Source organism: Sulfurimonas lithotrophica, assembly GCF_009258225.1.
GTDB classification, from domain to species: domain Bacteria; phylum Campylobacterota; class Campylobacteria; order Campylobacterales; family Sulfurimonadaceae; genus Sulfurimonas; species Sulfurimonas lithotrophica.
In genome coordinates this window covers 1,710,969-1,737,742 of sequence record NZ_CP043617.1, presented here as the reverse complement: position 1 = coordinate 1,737,742, position 26,774 = coordinate 1,710,969, and the positions used below count along the sequence as shown (strand labels likewise).

Annotated in this window: 25 protein-coding genes; 15 read left to right on the top strand and 10 right to left on the bottom strand. The window is 30.7% G+C overall.

What is annotated here, in order from left to right:
* Window positions 1-9: 9 nt before the first annotated feature.
* Window positions 10-1,404: a chemotaxis protein CheX gene (locus FJR48_RS08690; RefSeq protein ID WP_152307750.1), complete on the bottom strand. Its 1,395-nt coding sequence runs from the start codon at window positions 1,402-1,404 to the stop codon at window positions 10-12.
* A complete protein-coding gene (locus FJR48_RS08685; protein WP_152307749.1) occupies window positions 1,401-2,198 on the bottom strand; it encodes an HDOD domain-containing protein in 798 nt (265 codons plus the stop codon). Before FJR48_RS08685 ends, FJR48_RS08690 begins: the two co-directional genes overlap by 4 nt.
* A gap of 153 nt (window positions 2,199-2,351) precedes the next feature.
* On the opposite strand from FJR48_RS08685, the gene rpmB reads away from it, so the two are divergent.
* The 8 genes from rpmB (at window position 2,352) to FJR48_RS08645 (ending at window position 11,739) form a co-directional block, all read left to right on the top strand.
* Entirely contained in the window at window positions 2,352-2,540 is a 189-nt protein-coding gene (rpmB, locus tag FJR48_RS08680) for a 50S ribosomal protein L28 (protein ID WP_152307748.1), read from the top strand.
* A gap of 18 nt (window positions 2,541-2,558) precedes the next feature.
* A complete protein-coding gene (locus FJR48_RS08675) occupies window positions 2,559-3,689 on the top strand; it encodes a potassium channel family protein (RefSeq protein WP_188108565.1) in 1,131 nt (376 codons plus the stop codon).
* Window positions 3,682-4,857, top strand: a complete 1,176-nt coding sequence (gene argJ / locus FJR48_RS08670) for a bifunctional glutamate N-acetyltransferase/amino-acid acetyltransferase ArgJ (RefSeq protein WP_152307747.1) — start codon at window positions 3,682-3,684, stop codon at window positions 4,855-4,857. Before FJR48_RS08675 ends, argJ begins: the two co-directional genes overlap by 8 nt.
* Window positions 4,858-4,919: 62 nt before the next feature.
* Window positions 4,920-6,581 (top strand): hypothetical protein, encoded by a 1,662-nt coding sequence (locus FJR48_RS08665; RefSeq protein ID WP_152307746.1) that lies wholly within the window; start codon window positions 4,920-4,922, stop codon window positions 6,579-6,581.
* Between the two features lie 95 nt (window positions 6,582-6,676).
* Entirely contained in the window at window positions 6,677-7,972 is a 1,296-nt protein-coding gene (locus tag FJR48_RS08660; protein WP_152307745.1) for a hypothetical protein, read from the top strand.
* Between the two features lie 54 nt (window positions 7,973-8,026).
* Window positions 8,027-10,027, top strand: coding sequence for a hypothetical protein (locus FJR48_RS08655; RefSeq protein WP_152307744.1), 2,001 nt, complete (start codon window positions 8,027-8,029; stop codon window positions 10,025-10,027).
* Window positions 10,020-10,694: a hypothetical protein gene (locus tag FJR48_RS08650; protein WP_152307743.1), complete on the top strand. Its 675-nt coding sequence runs from the start codon at window positions 10,020-10,022 to the stop codon at window positions 10,692-10,694. Before FJR48_RS08655 ends, FJR48_RS08650 begins: the two co-directional genes overlap by 8 nt.
* On the top strand, window positions 10,687-11,739 hold the full coding sequence (locus tag FJR48_RS08645; RefSeq protein WP_152307742.1) for a hypothetical protein: 1,053 nt from the start codon (window positions 10,687-10,689) through the stop codon (window positions 11,737-11,739). The genes FJR48_RS08650 and FJR48_RS08645 overlap by 8 nt, the downstream gene beginning before the upstream one ends.
* Window positions 11,740-11,756: 17 nt before the next feature.
* Here the strand turns inward: FJR48_RS08645 and FJR48_RS08640 are convergent, their stop codons facing one another.
* The 5 genes from FJR48_RS08640 to FJR48_RS08620 all read right to left on the bottom strand — a co-directional run bounded on the left by FJR48_RS08640 (window position 11,757) and on the right by FJR48_RS08620 (window position 16,984).
* The gene (locus FJR48_RS08640) at window positions 11,757-12,881 is read right to left on the bottom strand and encodes a TniQ family protein (RefSeq protein ID WP_152307741.1); all 1,125 of its coding nucleotides are present in this window, start codon (window positions 12,879-12,881) and stop codon (window positions 11,757-11,759) included.
* Window positions 12,878-13,819, bottom strand: a complete 942-nt coding sequence (locus FJR48_RS08635) for a TniB family NTP-binding protein (RefSeq protein WP_152307740.1) — start codon at window positions 13,817-13,819, stop codon at window positions 12,878-12,880. The genes FJR48_RS08640 and FJR48_RS08635 overlap by 4 nt, the downstream gene beginning before the upstream one ends.
* On the bottom strand, window positions 13,819-15,693 hold the full coding sequence (locus tag FJR48_RS08630; protein WP_152307739.1) for a Mu transposase C-terminal domain-containing protein: 1,875 nt from the start codon (window positions 15,691-15,693) through the stop codon (window positions 13,819-13,821). The genes FJR48_RS08635 and FJR48_RS08630 overlap by 1 nt, the downstream gene beginning before the upstream one ends.
* Window positions 15,686-16,333, bottom strand: coding sequence for a TnsA endonuclease N-terminal domain-containing protein (locus tag FJR48_RS08625; RefSeq protein WP_152307738.1), 648 nt, complete (start codon window positions 16,331-16,333; stop codon window positions 15,686-15,688). The genes FJR48_RS08630 and FJR48_RS08625 overlap by 8 nt, the downstream gene beginning before the upstream one ends.
* Before the next feature lie 111 nt (window positions 16,334-16,444).
* Window positions 16,445-16,984, bottom strand: coding sequence for a hypothetical protein (locus FJR48_RS08620; protein WP_152307737.1), 540 nt, complete (start codon window positions 16,982-16,984; stop codon window positions 16,445-16,447).
* A gap of 74 nt (window positions 16,985-17,058) precedes the next feature.
* Between FJR48_RS08620 and FJR48_RS08615 the strand changes: the two genes are divergently transcribed.
* From FJR48_RS08615 to FJR48_RS08595, 5 genes are all read left to right on the top strand, one after another.
* The gene (locus tag FJR48_RS08615) at window positions 17,059-18,159 is read left to right on the top strand and encodes an RES family NAD+ phosphorylase (protein ID WP_152307736.1); all 1,101 of its coding nucleotides are present in this window, start codon (window positions 17,059-17,061) and stop codon (window positions 18,157-18,159) included.
* A 22-nt stretch (window positions 18,160-18,181) separates the two neighbouring features.
* A complete protein-coding gene (locus FJR48_RS08610; protein ID WP_152307735.1) occupies window positions 18,182-19,009 on the top strand; it encodes a hypothetical protein in 828 nt (275 codons plus the stop codon).
* A 179-nt stretch (window positions 19,010-19,188) separates the two neighbouring features.
* Window positions 19,189-19,869, top strand: a complete 681-nt coding sequence (locus tag FJR48_RS08605) for a superoxide dismutase (RefSeq protein ID WP_152307734.1) — start codon at window positions 19,189-19,191, stop codon at window positions 19,867-19,869.
* 24 nt (window positions 19,870-19,893) lie between these two features.
* A complete protein-coding gene (locus FJR48_RS08600; RefSeq protein WP_152307733.1) occupies window positions 19,894-20,136 on the top strand; it encodes an iron oxidase oxidoreductase in 243 nt (80 codons plus the stop codon).
* Window positions 20,137-20,175: 39 nt separating this feature from the next.
* Window positions 20,176-20,904 carry a DUF2231 domain-containing protein gene (locus FJR48_RS08595; RefSeq protein WP_152307732.1) on the top strand — a complete coding sequence of 243 codons (729 nt, stop codon included), beginning with the start codon at window positions 20,176-20,178 and terminating at the stop codon, window positions 20,902-20,904.
* Between the two features lie 43 nt (window positions 20,905-20,947).
* Here the strand turns inward: FJR48_RS08595 and FJR48_RS08590 are convergent, their stop codons facing one another.
* The 3 genes from FJR48_RS08590 to FJR48_RS08580 are packed head-to-tail and all read right to left on the bottom strand — an operon-like array spanning window position 20,948 to window position 24,867.
* Window positions 20,948-21,481 (bottom strand): gamma carbonic anhydrase family protein, encoded by a 534-nt coding sequence (locus FJR48_RS08590; protein ID WP_152307731.1) that lies wholly within the window; start codon window positions 21,479-21,481, stop codon window positions 20,948-20,950.
* 1 nt (window position 21,482) lies between these two features.
* Window positions 21,483-23,582 (bottom strand): RNA degradosome polyphosphate kinase, encoded by a 2,100-nt coding sequence (locus tag FJR48_RS08585; RefSeq protein ID WP_152307730.1) that lies wholly within the window; start codon window positions 23,580-23,582, stop codon window positions 21,483-21,485.
* 52 nt (window positions 23,583-23,634) lie between these two features.
* Complete coding sequence (locus FJR48_RS08580; RefSeq protein WP_152307729.1) at window positions 23,635-24,867, bottom strand: apolipoprotein N-acyltransferase; 1,233 nt, start codon at window positions 24,865-24,867, stop codon at window positions 23,635-23,637.
* Between the two features lie 83 nt (window positions 24,868-24,950).
* Between FJR48_RS08580 and yajC the strand changes: the two genes are divergently transcribed.
* Complete coding sequence (gene yajC, locus FJR48_RS08575; protein ID WP_152307728.1) at window positions 24,951-25,217, top strand: preprotein translocase subunit YajC; 267 nt, start codon at window positions 24,951-24,953, stop codon at window positions 25,215-25,217.
* Window positions 25,207-26,772: a protein translocase subunit SecD gene (gene secD / locus FJR48_RS08570; RefSeq protein ID WP_152307727.1), complete on the top strand. Its 1,566-nt coding sequence runs from the start codon at window positions 25,207-25,209 to the stop codon at window positions 26,770-26,772. Before yajC ends, secD begins: the two co-directional genes overlap by 11 nt.
* The last annotated feature ends 2 nt before the right edge of the window (window positions 26,773-26,774 follow it).

Sequence of the window (26,774 nt, the reverse complement as noted above, 5' to 3'; positions counted from 1 at the left end):
GTAGTCTTTTTATCTAGTTAAGAAAAATAAAAATTTCTCGTTATCAAAGATGAGATCTACCTGTACACCTTTTTTATCTTGAGCTACTTCTAAAAGTCCATCGATAGAGTGATAAGTTCTTGGAAGTGTTATATTTACACTTACACCATGATCTCCAAGTAAAGATTTCACTTTTCCGCCTACGATATTTACAAGTTCTGCCAAGGTATCTAAAATCATCTCAATATCATCGGTGTTTTCACCTATTAAAAGTTCACATGCTTTTTTAGCTATCTCTTTGGGAAAAACAAGCACGACCATACCGTCGATATCTCCGTAAAAACCTATAGAAGAAGCAATTTTTCCTTCTGTTTCTTTAATATCAATCTTATTTACTTCAACGGCTTCTTTTGCAGCTTCGGAGTTTGTCATCATTTCAATCGTTGCTACGGTTGCATCTATAAAATCAGGCAGTTTGGTAACTATAGCTTTATTTAAAGTTCTTTTATTTTGAATATTAGCGGCACTGCTTGCGCCTAATTCTTCTAAAAGTTTTTTATTTCCTAGTATATCTTCCATTTGAGCATAAAATATAATGCCCGCATCTTCCATGTTCTCCTGAAAAGAATCCTGAACTTTTGTAGAATCTAATCCCACAAAACATATAGTAGCGTTGTATTCGGCTGCACTTGTTGCGAGTCTTGTAAAGAAGTTTAAAGCATGAATATTCATACTTACGACTTTATATGCATCGAAAATAAAAAGTCTAAATCCTACATTTAGTGAGTTTTTATGATATGCGATATTAAACGTATTTCCAATCTCCGTATCTAAAAAAGCGGAAATTGTATAGATTATTGCATTTCCCGTTACTCGGGTAGCTACTTTTTGTCCCATTTGTCCAAGATAAGTGTCTTTGATTATATTATCATAAGCACTTTTGTTAGAACTTTTTTCTTGAAATTCTTCCATAGTTTGACAGACTACGGGATTGTGTCCTGCATCGTGAAGTTCTATTGCCATAGCAGTTCTTTGGGATTTGTCTTCACTAAAAAGCAGTACATTTTTATTTTGGTTTTTAAAACTTGATGAAAAAAGCGAAGCGGTCGCAAAAGTGTTAAAAATAGAAAAATTTGTATTTTCTGCATAAAACTTGGTTATAGCTACATATTTTTTATGGTCTAAGTCACAAAAACCTACCGTTATGCTTTTTGATTGTTTTACTTTTGAAAAAAGTTTTACAAATACATCCAAGCCGTTTTTATTAAAAAAGATAACTTTTTTTAAAGATACCAATACCATGTCAACATTTAACTCAACCGTAGCTTCTATATCTTCAAGGCTAAGAAATGTTGAAGTGTTGTCTCCGTCCAAAAAACCTTGAGGAGAAAAAAGACCGATTCCGTTTTTAACTAATGCTCTCATTCTATCTCCATAACTTGCGCAAACTCTTCATATATATCTGAGACATAATCAATTTGAAAGTCTATAAAATCATTTAAAGTAGCTTCTACAAACATAGGCTGAGATAGCTCATAAAAAAGCAGTAGATGCATCCATTTTGCGAGCATATCTATCTCATGGTTGTTTGATGGATGCAAACCTGATGAACTTAATACGATTTCTGAAATATTTTCAGGCATATCCCATTTATCGGCAATTTGAACACATATATCAAAAAGTGAAGTACCGCAAAGTCTTTGCAGTATAGTGTTATAGTCAAGATTATGGACGCTTCTTAAGAGTTCGACATCTTTTTTAACACCTGCAAAAAGAGCTTCCGAAACTATGATACTGGCAGGTAAAAGAGTTATGGCACTCTCAATATCTTTATCGACTATATTTAAATGTTCTAATATTTTTTTCCATTTTATAGATAGATTTACCTGTAATTCTGAAAATGATTTTTCATTAAGTTTAAATAGTTCCCATTTTTTTGGAGATAGCAATGTTAACATATAGTTATAAAGTGTTTGTTGCGAAGCTGGCAAACCGAGTATTCCAAATATCTGCCCGATATCACTGACTTTATTTCTAAAACCGTATAGAGGCTTATTTACTAAATCGCTTAAATAAGATTTTAACGCTAAATCTTGTTCTGCAATTTTTGCGGCTTTAGAGAGTTCCCCGTTATTTACCAACATCATAGTAGCTTGTAGTATTTTAGGTGTCGGTGGGATTTTTTCTATAAATAAATCAATGTCTTTTTTAGTTACCATATATACGCTTTTTGTAAAATTGGTAAATTTTAACTATATTTAGATAAAATGATGATTAATTAATATTTTATTATATGTGTAATTTTCTTTAAGTTGAAGTTTTGCTTCAATTTGATATAATTCGCAACTTTAAAATTCAAATAAGGATTTCAGATGGCTAGAAGATGCGCTATCAGTGGCAAAGGCCCAATGAGTGGAAACAATGTTTCTCACGCTAAAAACAGAACAAAGCGTCGTTTCTTACTAAACTTAAGAACAGTAAGAATTACACAGGAAGATGGAACAACTAAAAAAGTAAAAATCTCTGCTAGAGAATTACGTACACTTAAGAAAAACTCTTAAGGTACAAAGGAAAAAAATATGAATCTTTTACAAAGGATTCGTAAATTTCTACATTGGGAGGCTACTCCCAAACCACACGTAAAACTTCTACCGGAAGTTTATCCTCACTTAAAAGCGTTTCGTTTACCGCTGATTTTTACCGTAATGACCATGATGATCGGTACTATGGGTTATGTCGTAATTGATGACTTTAAACTTATGGATGCTATCTATCAAACGGGTATCACTTTTACAACCGTAGGTTTTGGCGAAATAGCTCCTGTTTCCAATGCAGGTCGTATATTTACGATTACGCTTATTATTGCTGGTTTTGCGGTATTTTCAAGTGCGATAGGTATTTTAGTAGCGGAATTAAACAGAGGAAATATAGTTGCCATATTAAAGGAGCGTAGAATGTTATATAAGATTGCAAGACTTAAAAAACATTTTGTTGTATGTTATCATAATGATTATACTTTGGAAGTTACAAAAGAACTTCGTAAAAACCATATCCCTTTTGTAGTTGTTGACCCAAGGGAAGAGATACATCAATGGGCAATAGAACATAATTATCCTACATACTTAAAGGCAGAACCTCATGCGGAGATGACTATGTTAAAAGCACATCTTGCATCCGCAAAAGGTTTGATAACTCTTTCGGATTCAATGGCTGATAATATTGCTCTTATCGCATCCGTGAGGTTATTTGAAAAAGAACATCATTTGCCTCGCCCGTATTATATTATCTCATCGGCTGAACTTATTAGTGATGTGGAAAAACTTAAAAAACTTGGAGCCGATACGGTTGTGTCTCCAACTAGGCTTACTGCTCAAAGGGTTAGTGCTATGGCAGCAAGACCTGATATGGAGAACTTGTTAGAAGAGTACCTGTATAAGAGTGATAACCCTATAGATATGCAAGAGATTGAAGTGCCAAAATACTCGTGGGCAGTTCTAAAAAAATTAAAAGAGACACACTTAAGACAGATAACAAATACTTCCGTTGTTGGAATTACGAAAAAAGACGGTAAATTTATATCCGTACCAAAGGGTGACGTACTTATTACAAGTGAGTGTAAACTACTTGTAATCGGAACACAATCAGATATTGCAACGACAAAAAGTTTATTAAGAAGAAAAAATAAGCCTAAGGAGCTTAGAATTGTATAAATTAACTTATTTAGACAGCGGTGTATGTAGTAGTGAAGGTTTTTTTGCAGACGGTGTTAGTGCAGGATTAAAAGCAAACTCTGCACTGGATATGGCGTTTATATACTCGGATGCACCTTGTGATGTTGCATCTGTATTTACGACAAATAAGATGGCGGCAGCACCTATAAAACATTTTAAAGCAAAGGGTGACTTTCAAACTAATTTCGTACTTATAAACTCTAAAAATGCAAACGCTATGACAGGTGTTGCAGGTGTTAAAGATATAGATGAGATTATGCAAAATTTTTCTGATAAACTAAACCCTGTTATGAGTTCAACCGGTGTAATAGGGGTAAGACTTCCAAAAGAAAAAATAATAGCGGGAACTAAACTTTTTGATATAACTCAAAAAAATCCTTCAAATGCGGCACGTGCTATAATGACAACTGACAGTTTTTCAAAAGAGTGTGCATACAAAGTCGAACTTGACGATGGAAGCAGTTTTAGCATTGGTGCTATGGCTAAAGGTGCGGGTATGATTAATCCTGCAATGGCTACTATGCTTTGTTTTATAACTACAGATGCAGATGTACCGGCACACGAGATGCAAAAAATCTTAGATGAAGCTACAAAGACCACTTTTAATGCTGCAAGCGTTGATGGAGATACATCTACAAACGACACGGTAATGGTTCTTGCAAATAAAAAAAGCGGTGCATATGATAAAGAAGCTTTTGCAGATGCTCTTTATAAAATCATGCTTTTTTTAGCTCGTGAAATGGTGCGTGACGGAGAGGGTGCTACAAAACTCGTAACTTATAACGTAACGGGTGCAAAAGATGATAAAGAGGCTGAAATAGCTGCAAAAGCACTCTCAGACTCACTACTTGTAAAAACTGCACTTTACGGGGAAGATCCAAACTGGGGTCGTATAGCATCTACCATAGGAGCTAGCGGAGTTGCATCTGACGAGATGAGCTTGAAAATCTCTTTTGATAATGTATGTGTGTATGACAAAGGTGAAGTTTACTTTGATGCAGAGATGGAGAAAAAAGCTGCCATAGTTATGACGCATAAAAAGTTTACAATAAATTGTGATCTCGGAATAGCTAAGGGGAGCTTTAAAGCATACGGCTGCGACCTTGGATATGAGTACGTTAAGATAAATGCAGATTATAGAACTTAGTTGTCATTTCTAAGAACTAATGTTACTCGTACATAAACAAATGTTACTGGAGGATTTGAAAATTGTCAAAAAACGATTCAAAAATCCTCGACTTTTTTTCTAAATATAAAAACCAACCTTTTGAATTTGTCATAGTTACAGACATAAATATTCAAGAACATCCAAACTACTACAAAGCTATTTTTAGAAACATAGAAACTAATTTATTTCACTCTACACCTATGACACCAGAAATGATGCGTTATAAATATAAAGTTGGGCATGTATATACTAATGGTAAACACGTTGGACAAAATAAAACACTATTAAAAGGTGAGTTTTTTGTAAATATAAATACAAGTATACAGCTAATGGAACTTTCAGATATTATATATAATGAATCAAACTTTTTAAGTGATAATGATTTAAAAGAGTCTTTTATGAGACAGTATGCCCATGTAGAGGAACAAGATGATTGTACGTTAGTTATACCGTGCTATACAATAGCGAACAGATTTTATTTTATTTCATCATCTATGAAGCATGCAATTATGAGTTCAACTTTGGGAGAACTTTATTATGAGGGGAGCTTTAGAAATAAAACAGAAGATGACCAGACAGTAGTTAAACTTCATATAAAAAGAAAAGCTGGGAAAAAAGATTTACCATTTTTATGCAGGTTTATCGGTAGTTCATTTGCAAGAAACAGACTGGAGTATGTTGGAAATCAGAAGTCTTTGTCAAATGATGAATATCAACCAATAAAAGCTCAATTTCCAAGTAGAAATGCATTTAACATATATGCTTCATATATATACATAGGCAATGACAGAAGAGGTAAACCAAAGTATCTTGTTTTAAATATACATTCTGACAATGCGCCTTTTGGATTTGATAAAGTTTACTATAAACAATATAGTGAAAATGTAGATCCGCAAGATTTAGATCCAGAAGAGTATATACCACCTAAAAAATCTAAAAAAAGATTCAAAAGAAAAAAACCAAAAAGAGACAATAAAGTATATACTGGTACACCATCAAGTGACTATGCTAAGCATAAACTTTATACACATACAGAGGAATATTATAACAATAAAGTAGCAGTATTTGGCGAAACATTATATAAAGAAGGTGAAGCTGAACCATTGAATAAACATATACCTGGAAAAATAGGTAACAGTTTTGAAAAACCAGCTGCTGATGGTGATAAAAAGCTTGGTGAAACAGAACAAACAAATGATGATAAAGAAGCTAATAAAGAGAAAAATATATTTAACCTGGAAAATTTTTATCAATTTTATGAAGCTTTACTAACATTTGCATATGTTGAAGGTTCAGAATTGGTAGGACCAAATGATATTAGTTTGATAAAAAACAATAAGAAAAAAGGCAATAAGTCGAAGTCAAAAAAAGACGGAGATGATAGTAAAAACAGAAGGTTCCTATTTGGTGAACTTTCATATGACCAGAAAGCAGTGTATATAGTCGAAATAGAACAAGATGATAGTTGGGGTCCATCTACTTGGATTTTTTACACAGATGAGAGTATAGAGCCGTATACTGCTCATAATATGAAAAGCATAATTGAACATTATATTGAAAAAGATTTTAATTATAAAGAACTTACTAAATATGTTTCCGATAATTATAAGTTGTCTTTTGAAAGAAAAGACCATAAAAATGGTGATTTAGATGATGATAGTATTGAAAGATGGTGTGAGAGTGTTTTGAAAAAATTAATATAGTAATCTACTACATACTTAATTTAAGAATATAAATGCATCTTCAGGATTATTTTAGTTTATGATATTTATAATGCTTATGTTTGAAAGGTAAATTAATGGATTATAATATAGTTGATTATTCGAGTGAATATAAAGGCTTGATGCAGTTTAACAAAAATAAAAGTGAATATATACATCAGTGGTATTCATTTGTAGAAGGTTATTCAAAAGAATTTATAGAAAGTATTTTAAATGAGTTGAATTATACTCCACTACATTGTTTAGAACCTTTTGCTGGAAGTGGTACAACACCATTAGAGTTACAGAAAAAAAAGATAGCTTGTACTTCTTTTGAAGTTAATCCATTTATGCATAAGCTTGCTACAACTAAAATGGAGACAAGATACACAACTAAGGCATTTATTAGAAGTAGTAAGTTAGTTAAAGATATTATTGAAGACTCAGCTATATCAATGACATTAGTTTATGAAAAATTGAGTATACCAAAATATAAAACTATAGTAGAAGGTGATCAATTAAAAAAATGGATGTTTAATAAAGATATTTTTGATACATTTATGAAAATAAAATATGCTATTTCATTTGTAAAAGATTCTAAATATAAAAATATTTTTGAAATCGCATGTGCTTCACTATTACTAAAATATAGTAATGTATATAGAAATGGAAAATGTTTAAGTTATAAAAGAGATTGGAAAGATTTAGATTTAAAAAAAGAAGACTTATTATTTGAATTTTATGAAAAGTTAAATATAACAATTTTAAATGATATAAAAAAGTTAAATGAGTTAACTAAAAATGAGTTGGTAAGTAATAAACAAAATTGTTATTATGGTGATATACGAAAGTCTATAGCTACTCTTAAAGATAATAGTGTTGATTTAGTTATAACATCTCCACCATATCTAAATACAAGAGATTATACAGATATATATATGATAGAACTATGGATGCTTGATTTAATTAAGGATTATGATTCGTTAAAAAAATTAAGAAAAAGTACTTTGAGATCTCATGTTCAAGTTGCATATGATGATTTAACACCTTTAAAAATTGATATTTTGACAAATGTTGTTGATGAAATAAATAAACATAAAAATAAGTTTTGGAATAGAAATTTATTGAATATGATTATAGGATATTTTGAAGATATGAATATTTTATTTTATAACCTTAGCAAGAAGTTAACTAATTATGGAAAAATATATTTTAATGTTGCAAATTCTTCTTATTATGGTGTTTTAATAGAAGTTGATAAAATAATAGCTGAGATTGCAAAACTGCATGGATTTAAAATTGAAGAAATAAGAATTGCAAGAGAAATATCTCCAAGTGCACAACAAAAAGAAGTTGGCAAACTTCGAGAAAGTGTAATAGTAATTAAAAAATAATTAAGCCTTATTTTTGTAAAGTTAATTCTAAATAATAAAAAAGGTTAAATTTAATTGAGTTCAATAAATCTTCCAAAAATAATATCTTTTAAGGTGTCTAGATACTTTTATTCTTTGTTTGCATCAAATACAGAGTTGGATTTATCTTTAGAAAATTCTTTAAATATATTAATAGGTAAAAATAGTATAGGAAAGACTACTACTATAGAATTACTGTTATATGCTATAGTAGGTGAATATAATAATAAATTTGAATTTGCTAATAATAAGAATAATAAAGAAATTTCTATTAGTAATAAAAAATTCTTATCTAGAATGAAAAAAGAAGAAAATAACACTGTTGAGATTCATTTTAAACTTTTTAACTCATTAATCGAAATTAAGAGAGAAATAAGAACTAATAAAATTATTAATTTAAAATTAAATAATGATAATGTAGAAGAAAATGATTTAAATAGTTTTTATAAAAATGAAGTTGAAAAACTATCTTGTATATCCTTTGATAACTTTGTATTTTTAATGAAAGAGTTTTTAGTACTAGAAGAACAAGATGATTTTTTATTATGGAATGAAAGCATACAAAATAAGTTGTTTTTAATGTTTTTCGATTGTGATGAACAAAAATTTAATAATATTACACTAGATATAAAAAAGAAAGATTCAGAAAAAAGGCAAGAACAGCATCACAATGCTAGTATTAAAAAGACACTTGATAAAATTAATGACAATATAAGTAAGATAGCAAATAAAGAAAACGTAAATATATATGATCCAAAAAAACTTAAATTTTTAGAAATCAAGTTGAAAAAAGAAGAGGATAATATTAAGACACTAAAAGAGGGATATGAGAAAGTTTCTTCAAAACATAATAGAGAACAAAAAACATTTTTTTCAATTCAAGAAGAATATGAAAATTTACAATCTGAAATACTTAAATTAGAATCAAAATTCTATAAAGGTACATATAACAAATATTTACATTTTTATCATAAGCTAGATAACTATAAAATATGTTCTTTTTGTACAAATCGTATTGGGACATCTACTGTAATTAGATTGAATGGTATTAAGAAAGCATCACATTGTCCAATGTGTGACAAAGAAATAGAACTTTTAAAAAATGGAAAAGAGTTTTCTAAAGATAAATTGGATGAGTTAAATAGTTTAAAAAGCAAAGTAGATTATAGTTATGATAATTTAATTAATCAAAAAAATATTAAAGATAAAATTAAAAGAGAACTAGAAGTTTTAAAAGAAAGTATTAATAGTGCTTCTGAAACTATAGAAAATATAAAAGAGGAATTAATAAGTGAAAAACTTATAAAACTTGAATATGAGCAAAATAATAGCGATATATATAATAATCTAGAATATATGACTGAAGTTTCTAGAATGAAAACTCTAAAAAATGAAATTAATGAAAGAGAATCAAATATAAAAAAACTAGATAAAGAATTAAAAATATTAGAGAAAAATTTGGAACAGTATTATAAAGATATTGGTGACAATTATAAAAGTGAACTAGATGAGTTCTTGGAAATATTAAATAATAACACAAAAGTTTATTTTGAAAATAAAGATGTTGTATTTGTTATTGACGGTATTACTAAAACAGATGTACTTGGGCAATCACTAGCACATAATAAATTCGTAGAACTATCAAAAATATTACCAGTACTTGAAAAAATTGTAAAGAATGATGCAAAGTCACTAAGTACATCTGAAAGATTGATTACTGAATATATTTTTAGATTATCACTTCTAGAATATTTAGAAAAAAAGTATAACATAGAATCTTTTTTTATTTTAGAGACTAGTGAAGGTTCATTTGACTATTTAAATATAGACTCTTTAGCTAAAACAATATATGAATTATCAAACAAAATACAATCTTCATTGACAGTTGTAACAAATTTACATGACCCTTATTTCTTAAAAAAATATGCTACGGAAGAAAATACATATAGTTTTATAAAATTAATGGATAATACAGAACCTATGAAAATAGAGTTAGAAAATAAAATTAACTCCATAATAAAGTCAAATAATGATTAACTATGAAAAAGCTAATGAAGTATTATTTGTACTATATGCTTTAGATGAACAAGAAAAAGATTTTAAAGCTTCGAAGATAAGTATTCAAAAAATAGTTTATTTGGCAAATATATTATTACCAATAAAAAAAATAAGTTTAGCAATATGTGAATTTATAACATATCATAGAGGACCTTTTTCAAGTGAACTTCAGAATATATTAGATCAATTAAGTATGTTTGGATTAATAGATATTATAGATTTTGAAAAACATGAAATAAAAGACAATATTAGTTATATAAATTATAAAATAACAGATTTAGGCAAAAAATTAGTAAGTGATTTAGTTCAATATAAATATCAGAAAGAAAAATATACCTGGTTCAATATAATATGTAAGGTTTCAATATTGTATACAGTTAAACTAAAGTATTTCGATAATCTAGATGGTATTGTAAAACTAGTTTATCAAGACCCAACTTTTTTGTCTGCTAGAAATACTGAAAATAAGATTGAATTAATTGATATTGAAAAATTTCCTCAAACAAAAGAGCTTATAGATATATGTATTAGAGAGTATGCCGATAAAGATTTCACACAAGAGTACTTATTTGAAATGATTGTATTGACTATGTTTGAGTTTTATTATTCAAAGTATTTAGAGACAAAGGACGATAAATATGCTTGATAGTCATAGGTTAAAAAAGATATTGGAAAGTCCTTCAAATAAAATATCAAAAAATTTTAATACAACTTATTCACCTGTACAAATAATAGAATTTCTAGTTAACCTTAAAGAACTTTTTACTAGTGAAAGTTATAAAGATATTGAAAAAAAGAGAGCTATTCTAATTTTAGTTAATGAGTCAGAAGTAAAAAATTTTACGTATAATATATTTGATGATTTTTTTGATTTATACATTAAAAAAATGCACAATAAATTTATTATTGATTTTCATGGAAATATAACTTTAAGTGATAAAGAAAAAGTAGAAAATATATTGGATGATGATTTAATATATGAGGTGTCTGAAAAAGAAGAATTTTCTAATAAATTATTTATTATTATTGATAATTATCAAATTGAAATATTTCATAATTCGAAAAGGATGACAATCTTTAATAATATTAATGATATATTTAAATTGGGTAGAAAAAAAGATAAATATGCTTTGAATATAAAAGATTATAAGCGTTTAATTAATAACCATTTTTCCTCTGAAGTATTAGATGAAAAAAAAGTCAATTATTGGCATAATAAAAATGATAGAATTCTTTTAAATAAACCAGAAAAGTTTTTCCATAAGAGTTTAGTTTCTTATTTAATGTTAAATGTAATAGATGCAAAAGTATTTAGTGAAGTATCAAATAACAGAACTAATGATAGTTTAGATATATGTGCTGTTGATTATGATAGTAATGAACTGTATTTATTTGAAGTTAAATGGACTGGTGAATCTATAAATAACAAAGGAAATAATACAACTTACAAACTGGATACTCTTTGCAATGCTTTCAAGCAATTAAATATATATTTAAATAATAATACTGAGTCTAAAAAAGGTGTACTAGTGGTATATGATGGAAGTAAAACAGATGAAAAAGTATATTGTGATTTCACAGAAATAGATGATTTAAATGTAAGTTTAGACAAAGAGGCTATTAAATTGTATCTAAATTCAGAATCAGCTTCTGTAAAGTCAAAGCAGTCCTCTAATAAAAAGAAAACATAATAACAATTAGGTATATGTTAATAGCTTTTTAATCCATTATAAATACTATAAAAATTACATCCTAGTAGTTTTGTTAAGTTTGCTTTGTTAATCTCTTTCCCTATTGATTTTAAATGTTTTTTTGCAGCTTTAACTTCTTCTTTTGTTACTGTCATACTATGTGGAATATATCTAGGTGTTATTTTATTTACAATGTTGTCGTACCAAAATGGAACATACTTCATTTCATCAGTCATATCGTAATGGGTCAGCTTGTTTTCGATGATATATTCTTTTAGGTTACAAGGATAGTTGTCAAATATATACATTATAAGCCCATATAGAGCTGATTGTCCTCTAGAGTTTACTCTTTTGTTAATAGGATGGTTTGTATTGCTTTGTGTGGAGTGTTTTACTATTTTGTATAGTGGATGTTTATCTATGAACTTATGTTTTGAATCTAATAGTATAAGTTTTGAAAGCTTAGCAAAGACTTTGAAAAATAAAAACGAATAGATAGGTTTATCATCAAGTTGTATATACCCATTTTTGACTACATTAAGTATCTTGTTTTGATAAACTATGGTTGATTTATATTTTCGATGTAAAGGTAGTCTTCTAGCTTTTTTAAGATCAAAACCACATTTATGACAAAACTCATAAGTAAGTTTATTTGTATACATACTAGATATGTCTAGTTTAGATTTACATTCAAGGCATTCTTCATACATATGACATTTATGCTTATGGCAGATGTTATAAAAAGCTATACGCCAAGTCTTTCTAAAGTAAGGGACTTTATTTTCTCTCAAACATACAGGACAAAATTTCATTTTAGATAGGAACATATTAGGATTGTCAAATATGTTTTCTTGTAGATATCCAGAGTATGTTTTCAACATCAGCTTCTTTATATCAATTTTATTATTTGTCTTTTGTTCTATAGTTTTGATCATATGTTCATCTAGAGTGATATCAGGTTCTGTAGTAAAAAATGAATAGTGTCTAAAGTCTAAATACTGATTTACAAAGGTATGAGGGTGTGTTTTATGTGCATATGCAGTACGTACTAACCAAGAAGTTAATGTCTCATCTTCAAATGGTATAGGAATAATTAAAAAGTTTTTTTGTTTTAAAACCGGGTTGTTCAGTTTCTTTATCATACGTCTTTTAGCTCTGTTGATTTATCAACATTTTCTAGTGTATTAAAGTCACACTCTTTTATCTCCTTTATAGTGACTCTTTCACTTCCAGTTTCTATAGCATATATAGCTGCAGACTTTACAATGTTGACAATTTCACCTATATATCCCTTACTCATTTCTAAAATTTTTTTTGCATCATCTTCGTTTAAAATTGTAGACTCTTTTTTTAAAGGTAATCTGCTTACTATGGTAGCCAATAAATTGATATAGTCTTCATTCATTTTCCATTTAGTTAAATACTCAGGTCTATAGCGACTACTTATTTGCTCTTCTGTACCTACTGCACGTAAGGCATCCTTTACGCCTGCTAACACTATAGGTATTTTTAGCTCAGTGCTTAAATCTCTAATAGTGCTCATAATTTGCAGTTGTTTAACTGTAGGACCTTTTAAAATATTATGTATCTCATCTATCACCAATACTTGTACATTTAAAGCTTTTAGATAGTAATTTACCAAACCGCCTTTTATGTCAACTGTGTCTTTTGATTTAAAAGGAACATTTAGTTTTTGTAATATTATGCTGTAAAGTCTAGTTTCACTTGGACTTCTAGGTGCTATTATTGACAATACTGGTATGCCTATACCTGTATACCTCTCAAAATATTCATCAGTTACCCAGTTTGGTTTTTCACCTTCTAGGTTGTAGTCATAAGGAGGGTGCTTGTCTATAAACTCTTGAAGAAGAGTAGTCTTACCATTGTTTGAACCACCAACTAGCAACATACTTATTGTTCTTGTTTTACCAGGCCCATATTTATATAGCTTTTCTAACTTTTCAAGTATACGTTCGGCTATAGGATAATCTATCCAGTACTCTTGTTCTATATACTCTATACGCTCTTCATCAGATTTTGTAAGCACTTTTTGAGTCTTTGCAGATAGTTCGATGCTCATTATTTTTCTTTCACATTAAAGAGTTTAATGTTAGCAAATAGGTCGCTAGATTTATTATCTTCCTTTTTCACTACTGTCTCTTTTATAGTTTCTGTAGGTTCATTTTCTTTGGCAGCTTCTTTTTTCATTTCAATGTCTACCATTTTATGAGACTTACTTTTTCTAAGCTTATGTTTTTTAGTTTTCTCTTTAGCTTCTTTTTCAATCTCTGTAAGCCTGTCATATGCATCAAAGATATCATCTTCATTATAATCTTTGATATTTTTTTCTTTGAGGTATCTTTTAGCTACAAGCATATCCCAGAGTGTCATTTTAGGTGCATGTAGTTTTCTGTAGTTGAGCTCAAAATACTCTTTTATTTCAGGATCAAAGAAATATAACTTTTGTATGTTAAGTGGGTCTCTTTTAACTTTAAACTTTAGTTTATTACCTTTCTCATCAGTCTTATTAATCCAGGTTCTTAATACATCTGAATAGTAAGTAATCCCATCTAAAGTAATACCGTTCTTTTGAGTAGTTCTATAATAAGTTGGCAGCAAGGCAATTCTTATAGATTCAGGATTTTCAATGATAGGTGGTATTCCCGTTCCTGGGTTTTCATCATCTCCAAATATACCTATTTTATATTTTTGCTTTGGTGTCATACCAATGCCATGATGAATTCTATTGTGATATACATTTACAATGAATTCTGTAACCCACTTAGTTATTTCATCCAAGGTAAAAGTTGCATTTTTTACAGAGTCATACTCACCTTTATCGACAATATTAGATTTAGTAGAACCTGGCAAGTCATGTATCTTTTTATTGATAGTTCCTAATACACGCTCGACATGTGCACCGTATTGAGGGCGTCCAACTGGACGTCTTGTCATTGACATTCCAAGTTCATCACAAACTCGCTGCATGTCAAGCCCAATCAGGTCCTTACCATTGTCCACTGCATATTTTGAAGGAATTCCATAAATCTCCCATTCACCTTTTATGCCTTGCTTTTTTAGAAAGTCATCTTTAGGTAAAAAGGCATTGTATAAACACTGACTTACACTAAAGTACCCTGGTGCTTGAAGTGAGATATAAAAGCCGGCAACCATCCTTGAATATATATCTATAGCAAGTGTTAAGTAAGGTCTGCCTATAGGTTTTCTAAAGATAGGGTCAACAACTATAATATCAAGTGGTGTATGATCTACCTGATAAACCTCTAGTGGAAAGTCACCCTCTGGGTATTCACCCTCAAAGTTTCCATACTCCTCATTTGCTTTTTTAGAACTAAACCTTTTTTTCAGAGCAAACTTCGGATCAATTGCTTTTATTCTGTTTCTAACAGTTTGATGGTTTGGTGGAGTAAGATTGGACTTTTTACACTCTGATTTAATCGTGTCATATATCTTTGAAAAGCCTATCCTTTGTTTAGTTAGATATAGCTCTTCAATTACATCTTCAATGATCTTATTTACAAGTGGATCTAAACGATTACCTTTTTTACCACGTTTGTGTTTATTTGAGATCAGAGAGCTTACCTTTTCAGATGTTTCATAGTCCTTGATCCACAAGTATATTGTCTTTGCCGTAACTTTTTGTTGCTCAGCTACTTTTTCAACTTCACTTCTAGTTTTTTTTCTAAACACAAGCTCTTTAATAGCTTCATACTTTTCTTTAGCCTCATTCCATTCTTCATCTGTAAAAGTGTCTAGTTGAACCTTATCTTCTACAGGCTTAGAAGACAAGTCTTTTATTGCTACATCTATAATTTCAAACTTGTTATCGAGGGGACGTATGGAGAGTGTTTTAAAATCAATAGCTTTAACTATTTCATACTCTTTGTTTTGGTAGAAAACTTTTGAGCCAATAGATAGACTTAGTTTACTCATTTATAGCTCCTAAGTTTATTTTAGATAGCTTAGTTATTTTTTCATTCATATCTATGAGAGTTGGATTGTCAAATACTTTCTTCCAAACATATGGCATTATCATCAGTTGCTCTTGTTGATTTGTTGTTATATCTTCTAGCAGGGAATTAACTGAGATTGAAGTGTCATAGTTATTTATAGCTGTTTCAACTTTATCTGATAGCTCTTGATTTTCTTGTAAAAAAGCATATTTATATAAAAATGCGCAGTTTTTCATATAGATGGTATCTAATATTACATCTGTCAAAACATCAAAAGGGTGGTGCTTTTGTTTAGGTACTTCATTTTTTAGAATAAATAGTTTATGTTGTAGGTCTTCATCAGAATCTATTTCATCTTGATATTTGACTTCGAATAATTTTTGAGAGCCGTCTCTATAAGTTACCAATATATCAGGGGTGTATCTAGTTTTTACACCATTTAGTTGATAGTACATATGATATGGTTGTTCTGCATAAGAAGCAACATTCTTATCAAATTCAAAATACAGGAACCATTCTCTCTCAAGAATAGAATCAAAAGCCTGTTGTCTATCGTTTTTATAGCTTTTAAAATAACCGACACATGAGATATAACTTTTCTTTAGTTTTCTGACTGGCATAATAAAAATTATACCATAAATGAAAATTATTTTAAATGTAAATTAAATAACATTAATTAGTATAAAAATAAAGATATTAATGTTTTAAAATATATATAGACACATTTATTTTTAGAAAATTGTATACGCAAAATTTGTGTTTGGAATCCATCTAACTTCAATATATTCATGCATCAATATATTTTTTTGTTTTACTTTTTTTTGTATTTTTTCTTTAACAACTTGTTTGCTATTTTCTCTCTTATGTATACCAATATTCCAAAAACTTCTGAACTGAGTACAAGACTGCTTTGCACTATCTACTTTTATAATATCATCTATCATTTTTGCAATGCACGTTTCTGTACTGGAGTGTTGTTTTAATTCCACTGCAATATAAGAGTCTTTTTTAGTGTTTTTTTGGCGAACTAAGAAATCAACAGCCATTTTTGATTTATATTTGCTTTTACGTTTATCCATGTAATATTGTTCTTCTCTATACCATTCAGATACATTGTAGTGATTGTCTAAATAAGATGCCAATTCTATTTGAAACCAAATTTCCCAGCCTGTTATGTAACATTCGTCAATTACGTTTAATTTGTTTTGTATTGAAGTTTGCTTAACAAAACCATCCATAATTGAAATAATAAATTTAAAATCTTTAATCATATATATCTCTTAACTAAATTTCATGAAAACTATATTATAGTGTTGATTATAAAAAGATAATTTTAAGGCAAATAATGGATATTTGTGAACAATGTTTTGAAAGTAATAGTGTTTCAAATCATATTATAAGTACAGGTAAAAAACTCAAAACACCTGTGAAGTGTAGTGAATGTGGCAATTATACATTATATAGATTAAATGATATCAAATTAAAAAATGATGTTCAAAAGATAATAAGAAGCTTTTATGAACATGAATGGGAACATGGTTTAGTTGGAAGTGCTGGCATGATTGCTAAAGAAGAAGGTGATGATATTGGATTATATTTACCAGGTTTAATGACCTTAAAAGATATTTGTTATATGTTATTTGAAATAGACTGCGATGAGAGGTTTTATGAATTATTAAAAGATTATGATACAGATGGAGAATCTGAATTTGATCAGTCACCGGATGAAGAAAGTTGGCTTGATATGGGTTGTAAATGGGAAGGTAGTGACAATATAGGTCTTGAATGGGAAAAATTTTGTGAAAATGTAAAGCATAAAGCCAGATTTTTTGACCATTCAGGGTATAGTAGAATATCAGAACTTTCTAAGCTCAATAAGACATTTGAAACTTTGTCTATTGAAACAAACAAAACATTATATAGAGCTAGAAAAATAACTTCTGAGATAGTTTTGCAATTAATAGAAAAAAATGCAGCTAAAGAACTTGGAAAAGCACCTTTTCATCTTGCTGGATTAAATAGGTTTAGTCCAAATGGAATTCCTTATGTCTATTTATCAGAGGAAAAAGAAACTGCTATGCTAGAAATAAGACTGCAAGAGGGTGAAGAATGTGCAATAGGAGAATTTCAAACAAGTACTTTGAATTTAGTTGACTTGAGGAATGAAAATTTAGAACAAATACGACAAAATCCATTCTCAGAAAAACATACACCAGAATTGATTTGCAGTTATAACTATATACAAGGTTTTGTATTTAATATCAGTAAGCCAATTAAAGATAGTGATAAGCACTTAGATTATATACCTACTCAAATAGTATCTGAATATATTTGGTCATTAGGATATGATGGTTTTATTTTTGATAGTAGTTTGTGTGATGGGGATAACTATGTTTTATTTGATGAAAAATATACATACTATGATTATGAAGTTTTAGCATATTAATTAAAAAAAGGTTTTATGAATTATGAATAGAGAAGAACTTAGGTTAGAAAAACTTAACAATATATTAATTGGAAATAAAGATGCTTCTGGACGTATTGTATATGATGTATATGCAAGATCAGAAGAGTTTGTAATATATTCAGTGCAAGACAGTGGAATGATTGAAGGCATAGCAGTAATTATTGAAGAAAAAAAAGAAGGTGATTTGGTACCTACAAATAATTTTCAATCTGTAAAGGGTGAGTTTGATAAACTTAAAGCTGTATCATTTAAAGCTACAAATAAATCTTATTCAGCAAGAGTGGCACATGCTTTATCTGTAGCTATTTTTGGAGAGCCTGATAAGGCAAAAAAAATACTAGAAGATATACATGCAAATATTGAAGATGTATATAAAGAGCTTGTAATTGGAAAACTAATTTATATTTTTGGTGCATTTTTAATTGCAGTATTTTTTAGTAGTGTAAGTATATTCTTATATGTTTGCCAGCCAGAATTTATTATACAGGAAAGACCAAATTTTTATAATTTATTTTTAGTATGCTCTATGGCTACTTTAGGTGGCTTAATCTCAGTTTCAAGAAGCATAACGAAGATAAATGTAGATAAAGGACTAGGAAAATGGCCATATTTTGTCTATGGGATAGAAAGAAACGTATTTTCTATTTTAGGTGGAGTTTTTATATTTTTACTTATTAAGGCAAATTTATTATTTGGGTTTATTAATTCTTTAGATAATCCACTTTATGGATTATTGACATTTGGTTTTCTAGCAGGTTTTAGTGAAACTCTAATCCCAAATGCTTTGAAAAATCTAGAGAATAAAGCAAACAATGAAGCAAGTAAATAATATCTAATTTTCCAGTAACATTTATTCTTAGAAATGACATTAGTTGTCATTTCTAAGAACTAATTCTATAAATATAAACTAAGTTATTTTATTAATTTTCATTATAGATAAAGATGTTACCATAAAAATGTGTTTTTAAGTTTTTTTAAATGTATTCAAATTACATGAAGGAGAAAATTATGGTACACAAATTAATAAAACTGCCTTATGCAGATGACGCATTAGAACCTTTAATGTCTGCAGAAACATTAAGATACCATCACGGTAAACATCATGCTACTTACGTTAATAAACTAAATGATTTAATCGTCGGTACGGAGTTTGAATCAAAGAGTTTGGTTGAAATAATCAAACATGCCGATGGTGCTATCTTTAACAATGCAGCACAAGTATATAATCACGACTTCTTTTGGACAGTGTTGTCTCCCAAAGCAACAACTCCCTCGGTAGCACTCGACTCAATTATAACTTCACAATTTGGTTCTATGGATGAGTTTAAAAAAGCTTTTATTGAAAAAGGGCTTACTCTATTTGGTTCAGGTTGGGTATGGTTATGTATTGATGAGCATGATAATCTTCATATTGTAGCTACATCAAATGCGGACAATCCAATACGTTCGGGCTTAGTCCCATTAATGGTTTGTGATGTTTGGGAACATGCATATTACATTGATTATAGAAATGTTCGTGCAGATTATCTGGAAGGTTATTGGAAGCTTTTAAACTGGAATTTTATATCCTATAATTATTCAAACCATGAAAAACATAGGGGTGATTATTTTTCAAATTTTTGTAAGGATAACACTCCATATTGTGATTATGTAGATCAGTTAGAACAAATGGATGAGGTAAGAAGCTAATAAAAAACTTATAAAGGAGCTGTTATGACACGTAGAAGTTTTTTTCAGTATATGTCTTTATTGGGTATTACTACATTTAGTGCAACTAATTTGGAAGCAAAAGGAACAAAGGAGCAGTATAGATATATAGAAACACCAAAAGACGGTAAAAAGTGTTCTATGTGTATGCATTTTATTCCTAAAAAAAATGAATGTAGAATGGTTAAAGGTTATATTTCTCCGGAAGGCTATTGTGAAGCATTCTATATTGACCCTAGAAAAAAATAGATATCTTTACGCTGTATTTAATAAAATAAGGGATATTGTATGACACTAGAAGAGTTAAGCCGTTACGACGGTAAAGATGGAAGACCTGCTTATGTTGCATACAAAAATATCGTATATGATGTTACTGAGAGTGATATGTGGCAAAACGGTGAGCATCAAGATGAACACGTCGCAGGGGAAGACTTGACAGAAGCCATGAGTTTTGCCCCGCATAGTGATGATGTTTTTGATGGTTTTAAAGTAGTGGCAAAACTTTCTACAAAAGATGAAGCAAAACCTCCGATTGCACAAAAAACGAAGTCAAAAGATAATATAGATACGAAAAACAAGTTGCGTAAATGGTACCAGCTGTATCATCCACATGCCGTTAGCGCACACTTTCCTATAGCACTTCATTTTTTTGCAGCGGGGATGGACATCGCTTTTTTTTATGAGCCTGTAGAAAAGTTTGAACAGGGTACGTACTATGCTTTTTTATCTGCGACACTCTTTGGACTAGTAGCAATTGTTGCAGGAGTTTACAGTTGGTGGATAAACTACTCTTTTGCTAAGTTAAAACCACTTGTAATCAAACTATACACCGCCATCTTTACAACGGTTATAGGTCTCATCGCAGTATCACTACACGTATCTGACCCTCAGATAGCTTACAAAACTGAAGCCTTGACAATCTTTTACCACTTCAGTATTTTTATAACAGTACCTGCAGTTGTAGTGCTTGGTTTTTACGGAGGTAAAATTACTTGGGGACAAAAGATAAATGATTAAGATTTAAGTAATAATATTTGTAAAAAGAATATTTTGAAATTGTTTATTGATATTCATTCTTAAACTCTACATACCTGTTAGCAGATGCGTATAGTTCTTTTACTTCCTCATCTGTTAACTCTCTGACAAATTTTGCGGGAGCTCCCATTATAAGTGAACGCGCTGGAAACTTTTTGTTTTTAGTTACAAGTGAATTTGCACCTACGATGCTCTCTTTACCTATAACTGCACCGTCAAGTATAGTAGCACTCATACCTATTAGACAGGCATTTTCTATGGTGCATCCGTGAAGCATAACGCGATGCCCTATGGTAACGTCATTACCTATTATAGTAGGGTTTCCGTCACCGTTGTTTGAACGTTCCTCTCCTTTATGATGCGTAACGTGAATCATGCTCAAATCTTGAACGCTTACACGGTCACCTATTTTTATGTAGTGAACATCACCGCGAACGACAGTCCCAAACCATATAGAGCAATCCTCTCCACACTCAACATCGCCTATAACGTCAGCCGAAGGTGCTACCCATGTGTTTTTTCCAAGTTTTGGTGTGTAGTTTTTGAATTTATGTATCATATTAACTCTCTAAAAATAATCTGTTTGCAAGTTGTTCTGCACTACTTACGGACTCTTTTTGAAGTGCTTTCATAACTTTGCTTACGTGTTCTTCTAGCATCTTATGGTTATTGATAATCTTGTCACCTTCGGCACATTTTACTTTTTTGTATGAACCATCACTTTGAAGCTCATGTGCTAAAGTATTGTCTGCAATTTGCAATTTTAAAATTTGAAGAATTTTTGTTTTAGAATCTTCATCTTTTATAGCCGTTAATAGTTCTATTCTTCTCATCAAGTTTCTTGGCATCCAGTCAGCTGATGAGATATAGATTTTCGTTTGGTCGTTTTTAAAGTAAAAAACACGAGGGTGTTCAAGGTATTTACCAAGTATTGAGATAACCCTAATGTTTTCACTTACCCCTTCGATTCCGGGTTTTAAACAACATATTCCACGTACGATAAGATCTATCTTCACACCTGCTTGGCTGGCTTTGTATAAAGCACGGATAACGTCATCATCAACCAAAGAATTGACTTTTGCAATAATCTGACCATCTTTTCCTTTTCTGGCCTCATTTTGGATAAGCGATAATATTTTCGGTTTGATTTGAGCCGGAGACATATAAAGTTCATCTAACTTACCTTTTTTGCTAAACCCTGTTAGGAAGTGAAAAAACTTTGTCAAGTCGTTTGTAACGTCAACATTACTTGTCATATAACTCATATCTGTATATATTTTTGCAGTTGAAGGATTGTAGTTACCTGTGCCTACGTGGGCATATTGTTTTAGTTTTCCGTCTTTTCTGCGTGTAACAAGTGCTGCTTTTGCATGAACTTTAAAACCTTTTATACCGTAGATAACATGTGCACCTGCAGTCTCTAAAGCTCTTGCCCAAATAAGGTTGTTTTCCTCATCAAATCTAGCTTTTAACTCAACCATAACGGTAACTTGTTTTCCGCTTTCACTAGCTTCCATTAAAGCTTTTACGATAGGTGAGTTTTGACCTGAGCGATAAAGTGTCATCTTTATAGATACTACGTCTTTGTCCTTTGAAGCATCTTGGATAAGTTTTATGACAGGCTCAAAGCTTGCATATGGATGGTACATAAGTACATCTTGTTTTTCTAAAACAGAGAAAATATTTTCCCCGTTTTGAAAAGGCGGAAGCATCTTCGGTTTAAACGACGGTGCTAAAAGATGTGCAAAATCTTTGCTTTCTACAATCTGCCATAAAGACGAAAGATTTAAGAAAGTGTGAAATCTGTAAATATCGTCTTTATAAACATTTGTATGACGGTTAAAAAAATCTATAATCTCTTTATCTGCTCTAGCACCGACTTCAAGTCTTACCATTGCACCTTTACGACGAAGTTTTAATCCCTCTTCAAGAATCTCCATAAAGTCATCTGCTTCTTCCTCTTCTATCTCGATATCTGCATTTCTTGTAACTCTAAATGCAGCATATTTATCTAAAGTATATCCAGGGAATAAATCTTCAATATGTTGTGCAACAACACTCTCGATAGGGATGAACAAACCACTATCAAGCTCAATGAACCTATCCAGAACACGAGGAACCCTTACGATTCCGTAACGTTCAATACTCTCATCTTCTTTGTCGTTAAGCTTAACGATAATTCCAAAACTTAGATTGTTTAAGTGTGGAAAAGGGTGTGTAGAATCAACGGCAATAGGGATTATTACAGGGTATATCTCTTCATAGAAAAACTTATCAAGCTTATTTTTTTGTGTATTATTCATATCTGAATAACTTTTTACAAATACACCCTCAGCTTCCAAATCTTTCAATATATTATTTAGGCAGTGCTCAATTACTTGTTGTTCTTGATGTAGGTACTTTCTAATTTCACGCAGTTGTTCTAGGGGTGTCAATCTGTCTGCACCGGATACTATTATGCCTGCTTGGAACAGTTTTTTAAGACCTGCTACACGGATCATATAAAATTCATCAAGATTTGTTCCGTATATAGCTAAGAACTTTAATCTTTCTAGTAAAGGCAGTGATTCATCCTGTGCTTGTTTTAACACTCTAGTGTTAAACTGTAACCAAGATAGTTCACGGTTGTTATATAGTTGAGGGTTTTTCAAGTTTAACATTTATATTTATCCATATGTTTTATTATCGCGAATTATATCTAAAGATTGCTAATTACTTGATAACACCGCTACCTTTGTAGTTTGCTGAGTGATAAATAGTAACACCGTTTTTTCGGGCATAATACTGCATCAACAGTTTCTGCAAAGTTGGCTCGATTGATGGTGCAAACCATGCGTTATTGCTTGTAGCTATTACAAAATTTACATCGCCTTCATATATTTCCGAACATGTAGCTTCATAACAGATGGCATTTCTAAATTTTTGACCTTTTATATTAAAATCGCTTGGAGTATCGGCTGTTTCAAAATCAGCTTGACCGGCGAAAAAAGTATCGTTTATAAAGTCTCTTGCAAATTTTGGAAGAGGTACGTACTCTCCAAAAGGTACGAGTACGAGTTTTTTGGCAAAACTTACATTGCCTTCTTGAAAAAGATAAGTCACATTATAGTTTTTATCCTCTTCATAATATAATGAACCCGTAACTATCGTTATATCATGGGAGATTTTTTTTAACTCATCTATAAGTTCCGGATTTTTGTTCATGTATATCGGAAAAAAAGACTCTGGAAATACGATAACGTCATAGTCTTCATTTATTGCTTTTCGTATCTCTATATAACTAAGCTCTATTGTCGGGTTTAAACTCTCTCTTAACCATTTCTTTTCCTGTTTTATATCCGTAGCTACAAGTTTTATTTTTAAATCACTTGTTATTTGAGGCTTTGAATATATGCTCATATTTGGGTTTGCAAGTATCAGAAGTAAAAGTGGAGAGTATTTAAATTTGTTTTTTATGTAAAAAGGAACAGTCAAAGATGTCAAGATTAAGATTAGCTGGTATTTATATATCCCGAGATAACTGTTTACAAAAAGCAGTTCTATTTGCATCCAGTTCCAATCAAACGGTTCAAAAAAACTAAGTCCAAAAAGTATAATTGCTCGTATATAAGGCTTGTTTGAAAGTGCTAAAGTTCCGAAAAACAGGAAGTATATTACGCCAAAACTAAAAGTTATAAAAGGTGTCAAATATCCCACTTCGTTGTACTCAAAACTGTAACCTATCCAGTAAAACCAAAAAATACCTATAAAAAAACCGGCTGAGAGAATAGATTTTTTAGGTAGATAAAGCATAGACGCTATAGCTAAAAGTCCAAGAAAAGTGTTTAAAAATTTAAATGTATAACCGTAATGTTCCAAGTAAATAAATGCACTAAAAAATATAGCACTTATAAAACCTCTGATAATGTGAAAAAAAAGTTTATCATCGTATAAAAATTGTTGCATGGGAAGAATTATACACGATTTTACACTCGTATTAATATTCTTTTTGTATAATCCTTGAAAAATTTATTTAAGGATTAACTAGAATGGAAGCATTAAGCCAATTATTGCCATTTTTATTTTTAATTGCAATTATGTATTTTGTAATTATACGCCCACAACAAAAAGAAGCTAAAGAGAAACAAGCTATGATCGAAGCACTTGCTAAAGGTGACAAAGTTGTAACAAATGGCGGTTTTATTGTTGTAATTCATAAAGTTGAAGAAAAATTCTTAAGTGTTAAAATGAATGATGATACTATTGTTAAAATAGCTAAAGATGCAATTGCAAGAAAGTATGAGGATGAAGCTTAATTTTCGTATAGTAATTTTTGCTCTTGCTATAGTTTTCGGTGTGGTTTTTTCCATGCCTAGCTTACTTCAGACAGAGGGCGGAAAAAAAGTAAATCTCGGACTTGACCTTCAAGGCGGTCTTCATATGTTGCTTGGTGTAAAAACCGAAGAAGCTACTACCTCACGTTTAAAATCCATTGCAGCCAGTATTAAATTTTTTGCGGATAAAAATGATATTTTAATAGATGAACTAAAATTTAACGATACGGCAGTCTCTTTTTTACTTTTAGATACGGATGATACTAAACTCATAAAAGAGCATCTAGGGGTAATAGATGGTTTAAACGTAGTTTATAATGCTGAAAATATCTCTATGACTTTTACGCCTGAAGAGATACAAAAAACTAAAGAAGAAGCGATATCTCAAGCTATAGAGACTATAAGAAACAGACTTGACCAGTTTGGTTTGACCGAACCTGTAGTCGCAAAACAAGGTGAAGAAAAAATCCTTGTTCAATTAGCGGGTATTAAAACGGCGGCTGAAGAACAACGTGCTCGTGAGTTAATCAGCCGTGCCGCGAAGTTGGAACTTATGGCAGTTGATGAAGACAGGGCTGCAAGAGTATCCGTTATGGATGCGGCAGAAGCTGCAAAATATAATGACGTTATTTTGCCCGATGCAAAAAACGAAGCACATAAATATTTAGTAAAAGAGATTCCGATTTTAGACGGTGGAATGTTAACGGATGCTCATGTAGGGTTTGACCAGAACAACCGTCCAGTAATTAACTTTACGTTAAATGCCGAAGGTGCTGCTATATTTGGAGATTTTACGGGTAAAAATGTAGGCAAGCGTTTGGCAATCGTGCTTGACGGTAAAGTATATTCTGCTCCGAATATCAATGAACGTATCGGTGGAGGAAGCGGTCAAATTTCCGGTGACTATACTGTTATGCAAGCTAAAGATTTAGCTATTGCACTTCGCTCGGGTGCACTTTTAGCCCCTGTTTATATGATGGAAAAACGCTCGGTCGGACCAAGTTTGGGTGCTGACTCTATTGAAGCTTCTATGATAGCACTTATCGGTGGTTTTGTACTTGTAATTATATTTATGGTTGTTTATTATAAAGCTGCAGGTTTGATCGCGAATGTAGCACTTATTGCAAACTTGTTTATAATACTCGCAGTTATGAGCCTTTTTGGAGCAACGCTTACCCTTCCCGGTATGGCTGGTATAGTTTTAACGGTTGGTATGGCAGTCGATGCAAATGTTATTATTTCAGAGCGTATTCGTGAACTTATATACCAAGGCAAGTCTATACATAAAGCGATAGAAGAAGGTTATAGCAATGCTATGCGTGCTATCTTGGATGCAAATATTACAACTCTAATAGCAGCAGTCGTATTATATGCTTACGGGACGGGTGCTATTAAAGGTTTTGCTATCACTATCAGTATCGGTATTTTAGCATCGATGCTAACTGCAATTCTCGGTACGCACGGAATTTATGAAATGTTAGAAAAGAAAATTCAAAAAAGTAAAAATAATAATTTTTGGTTTGGGATTAAGGGTTAATA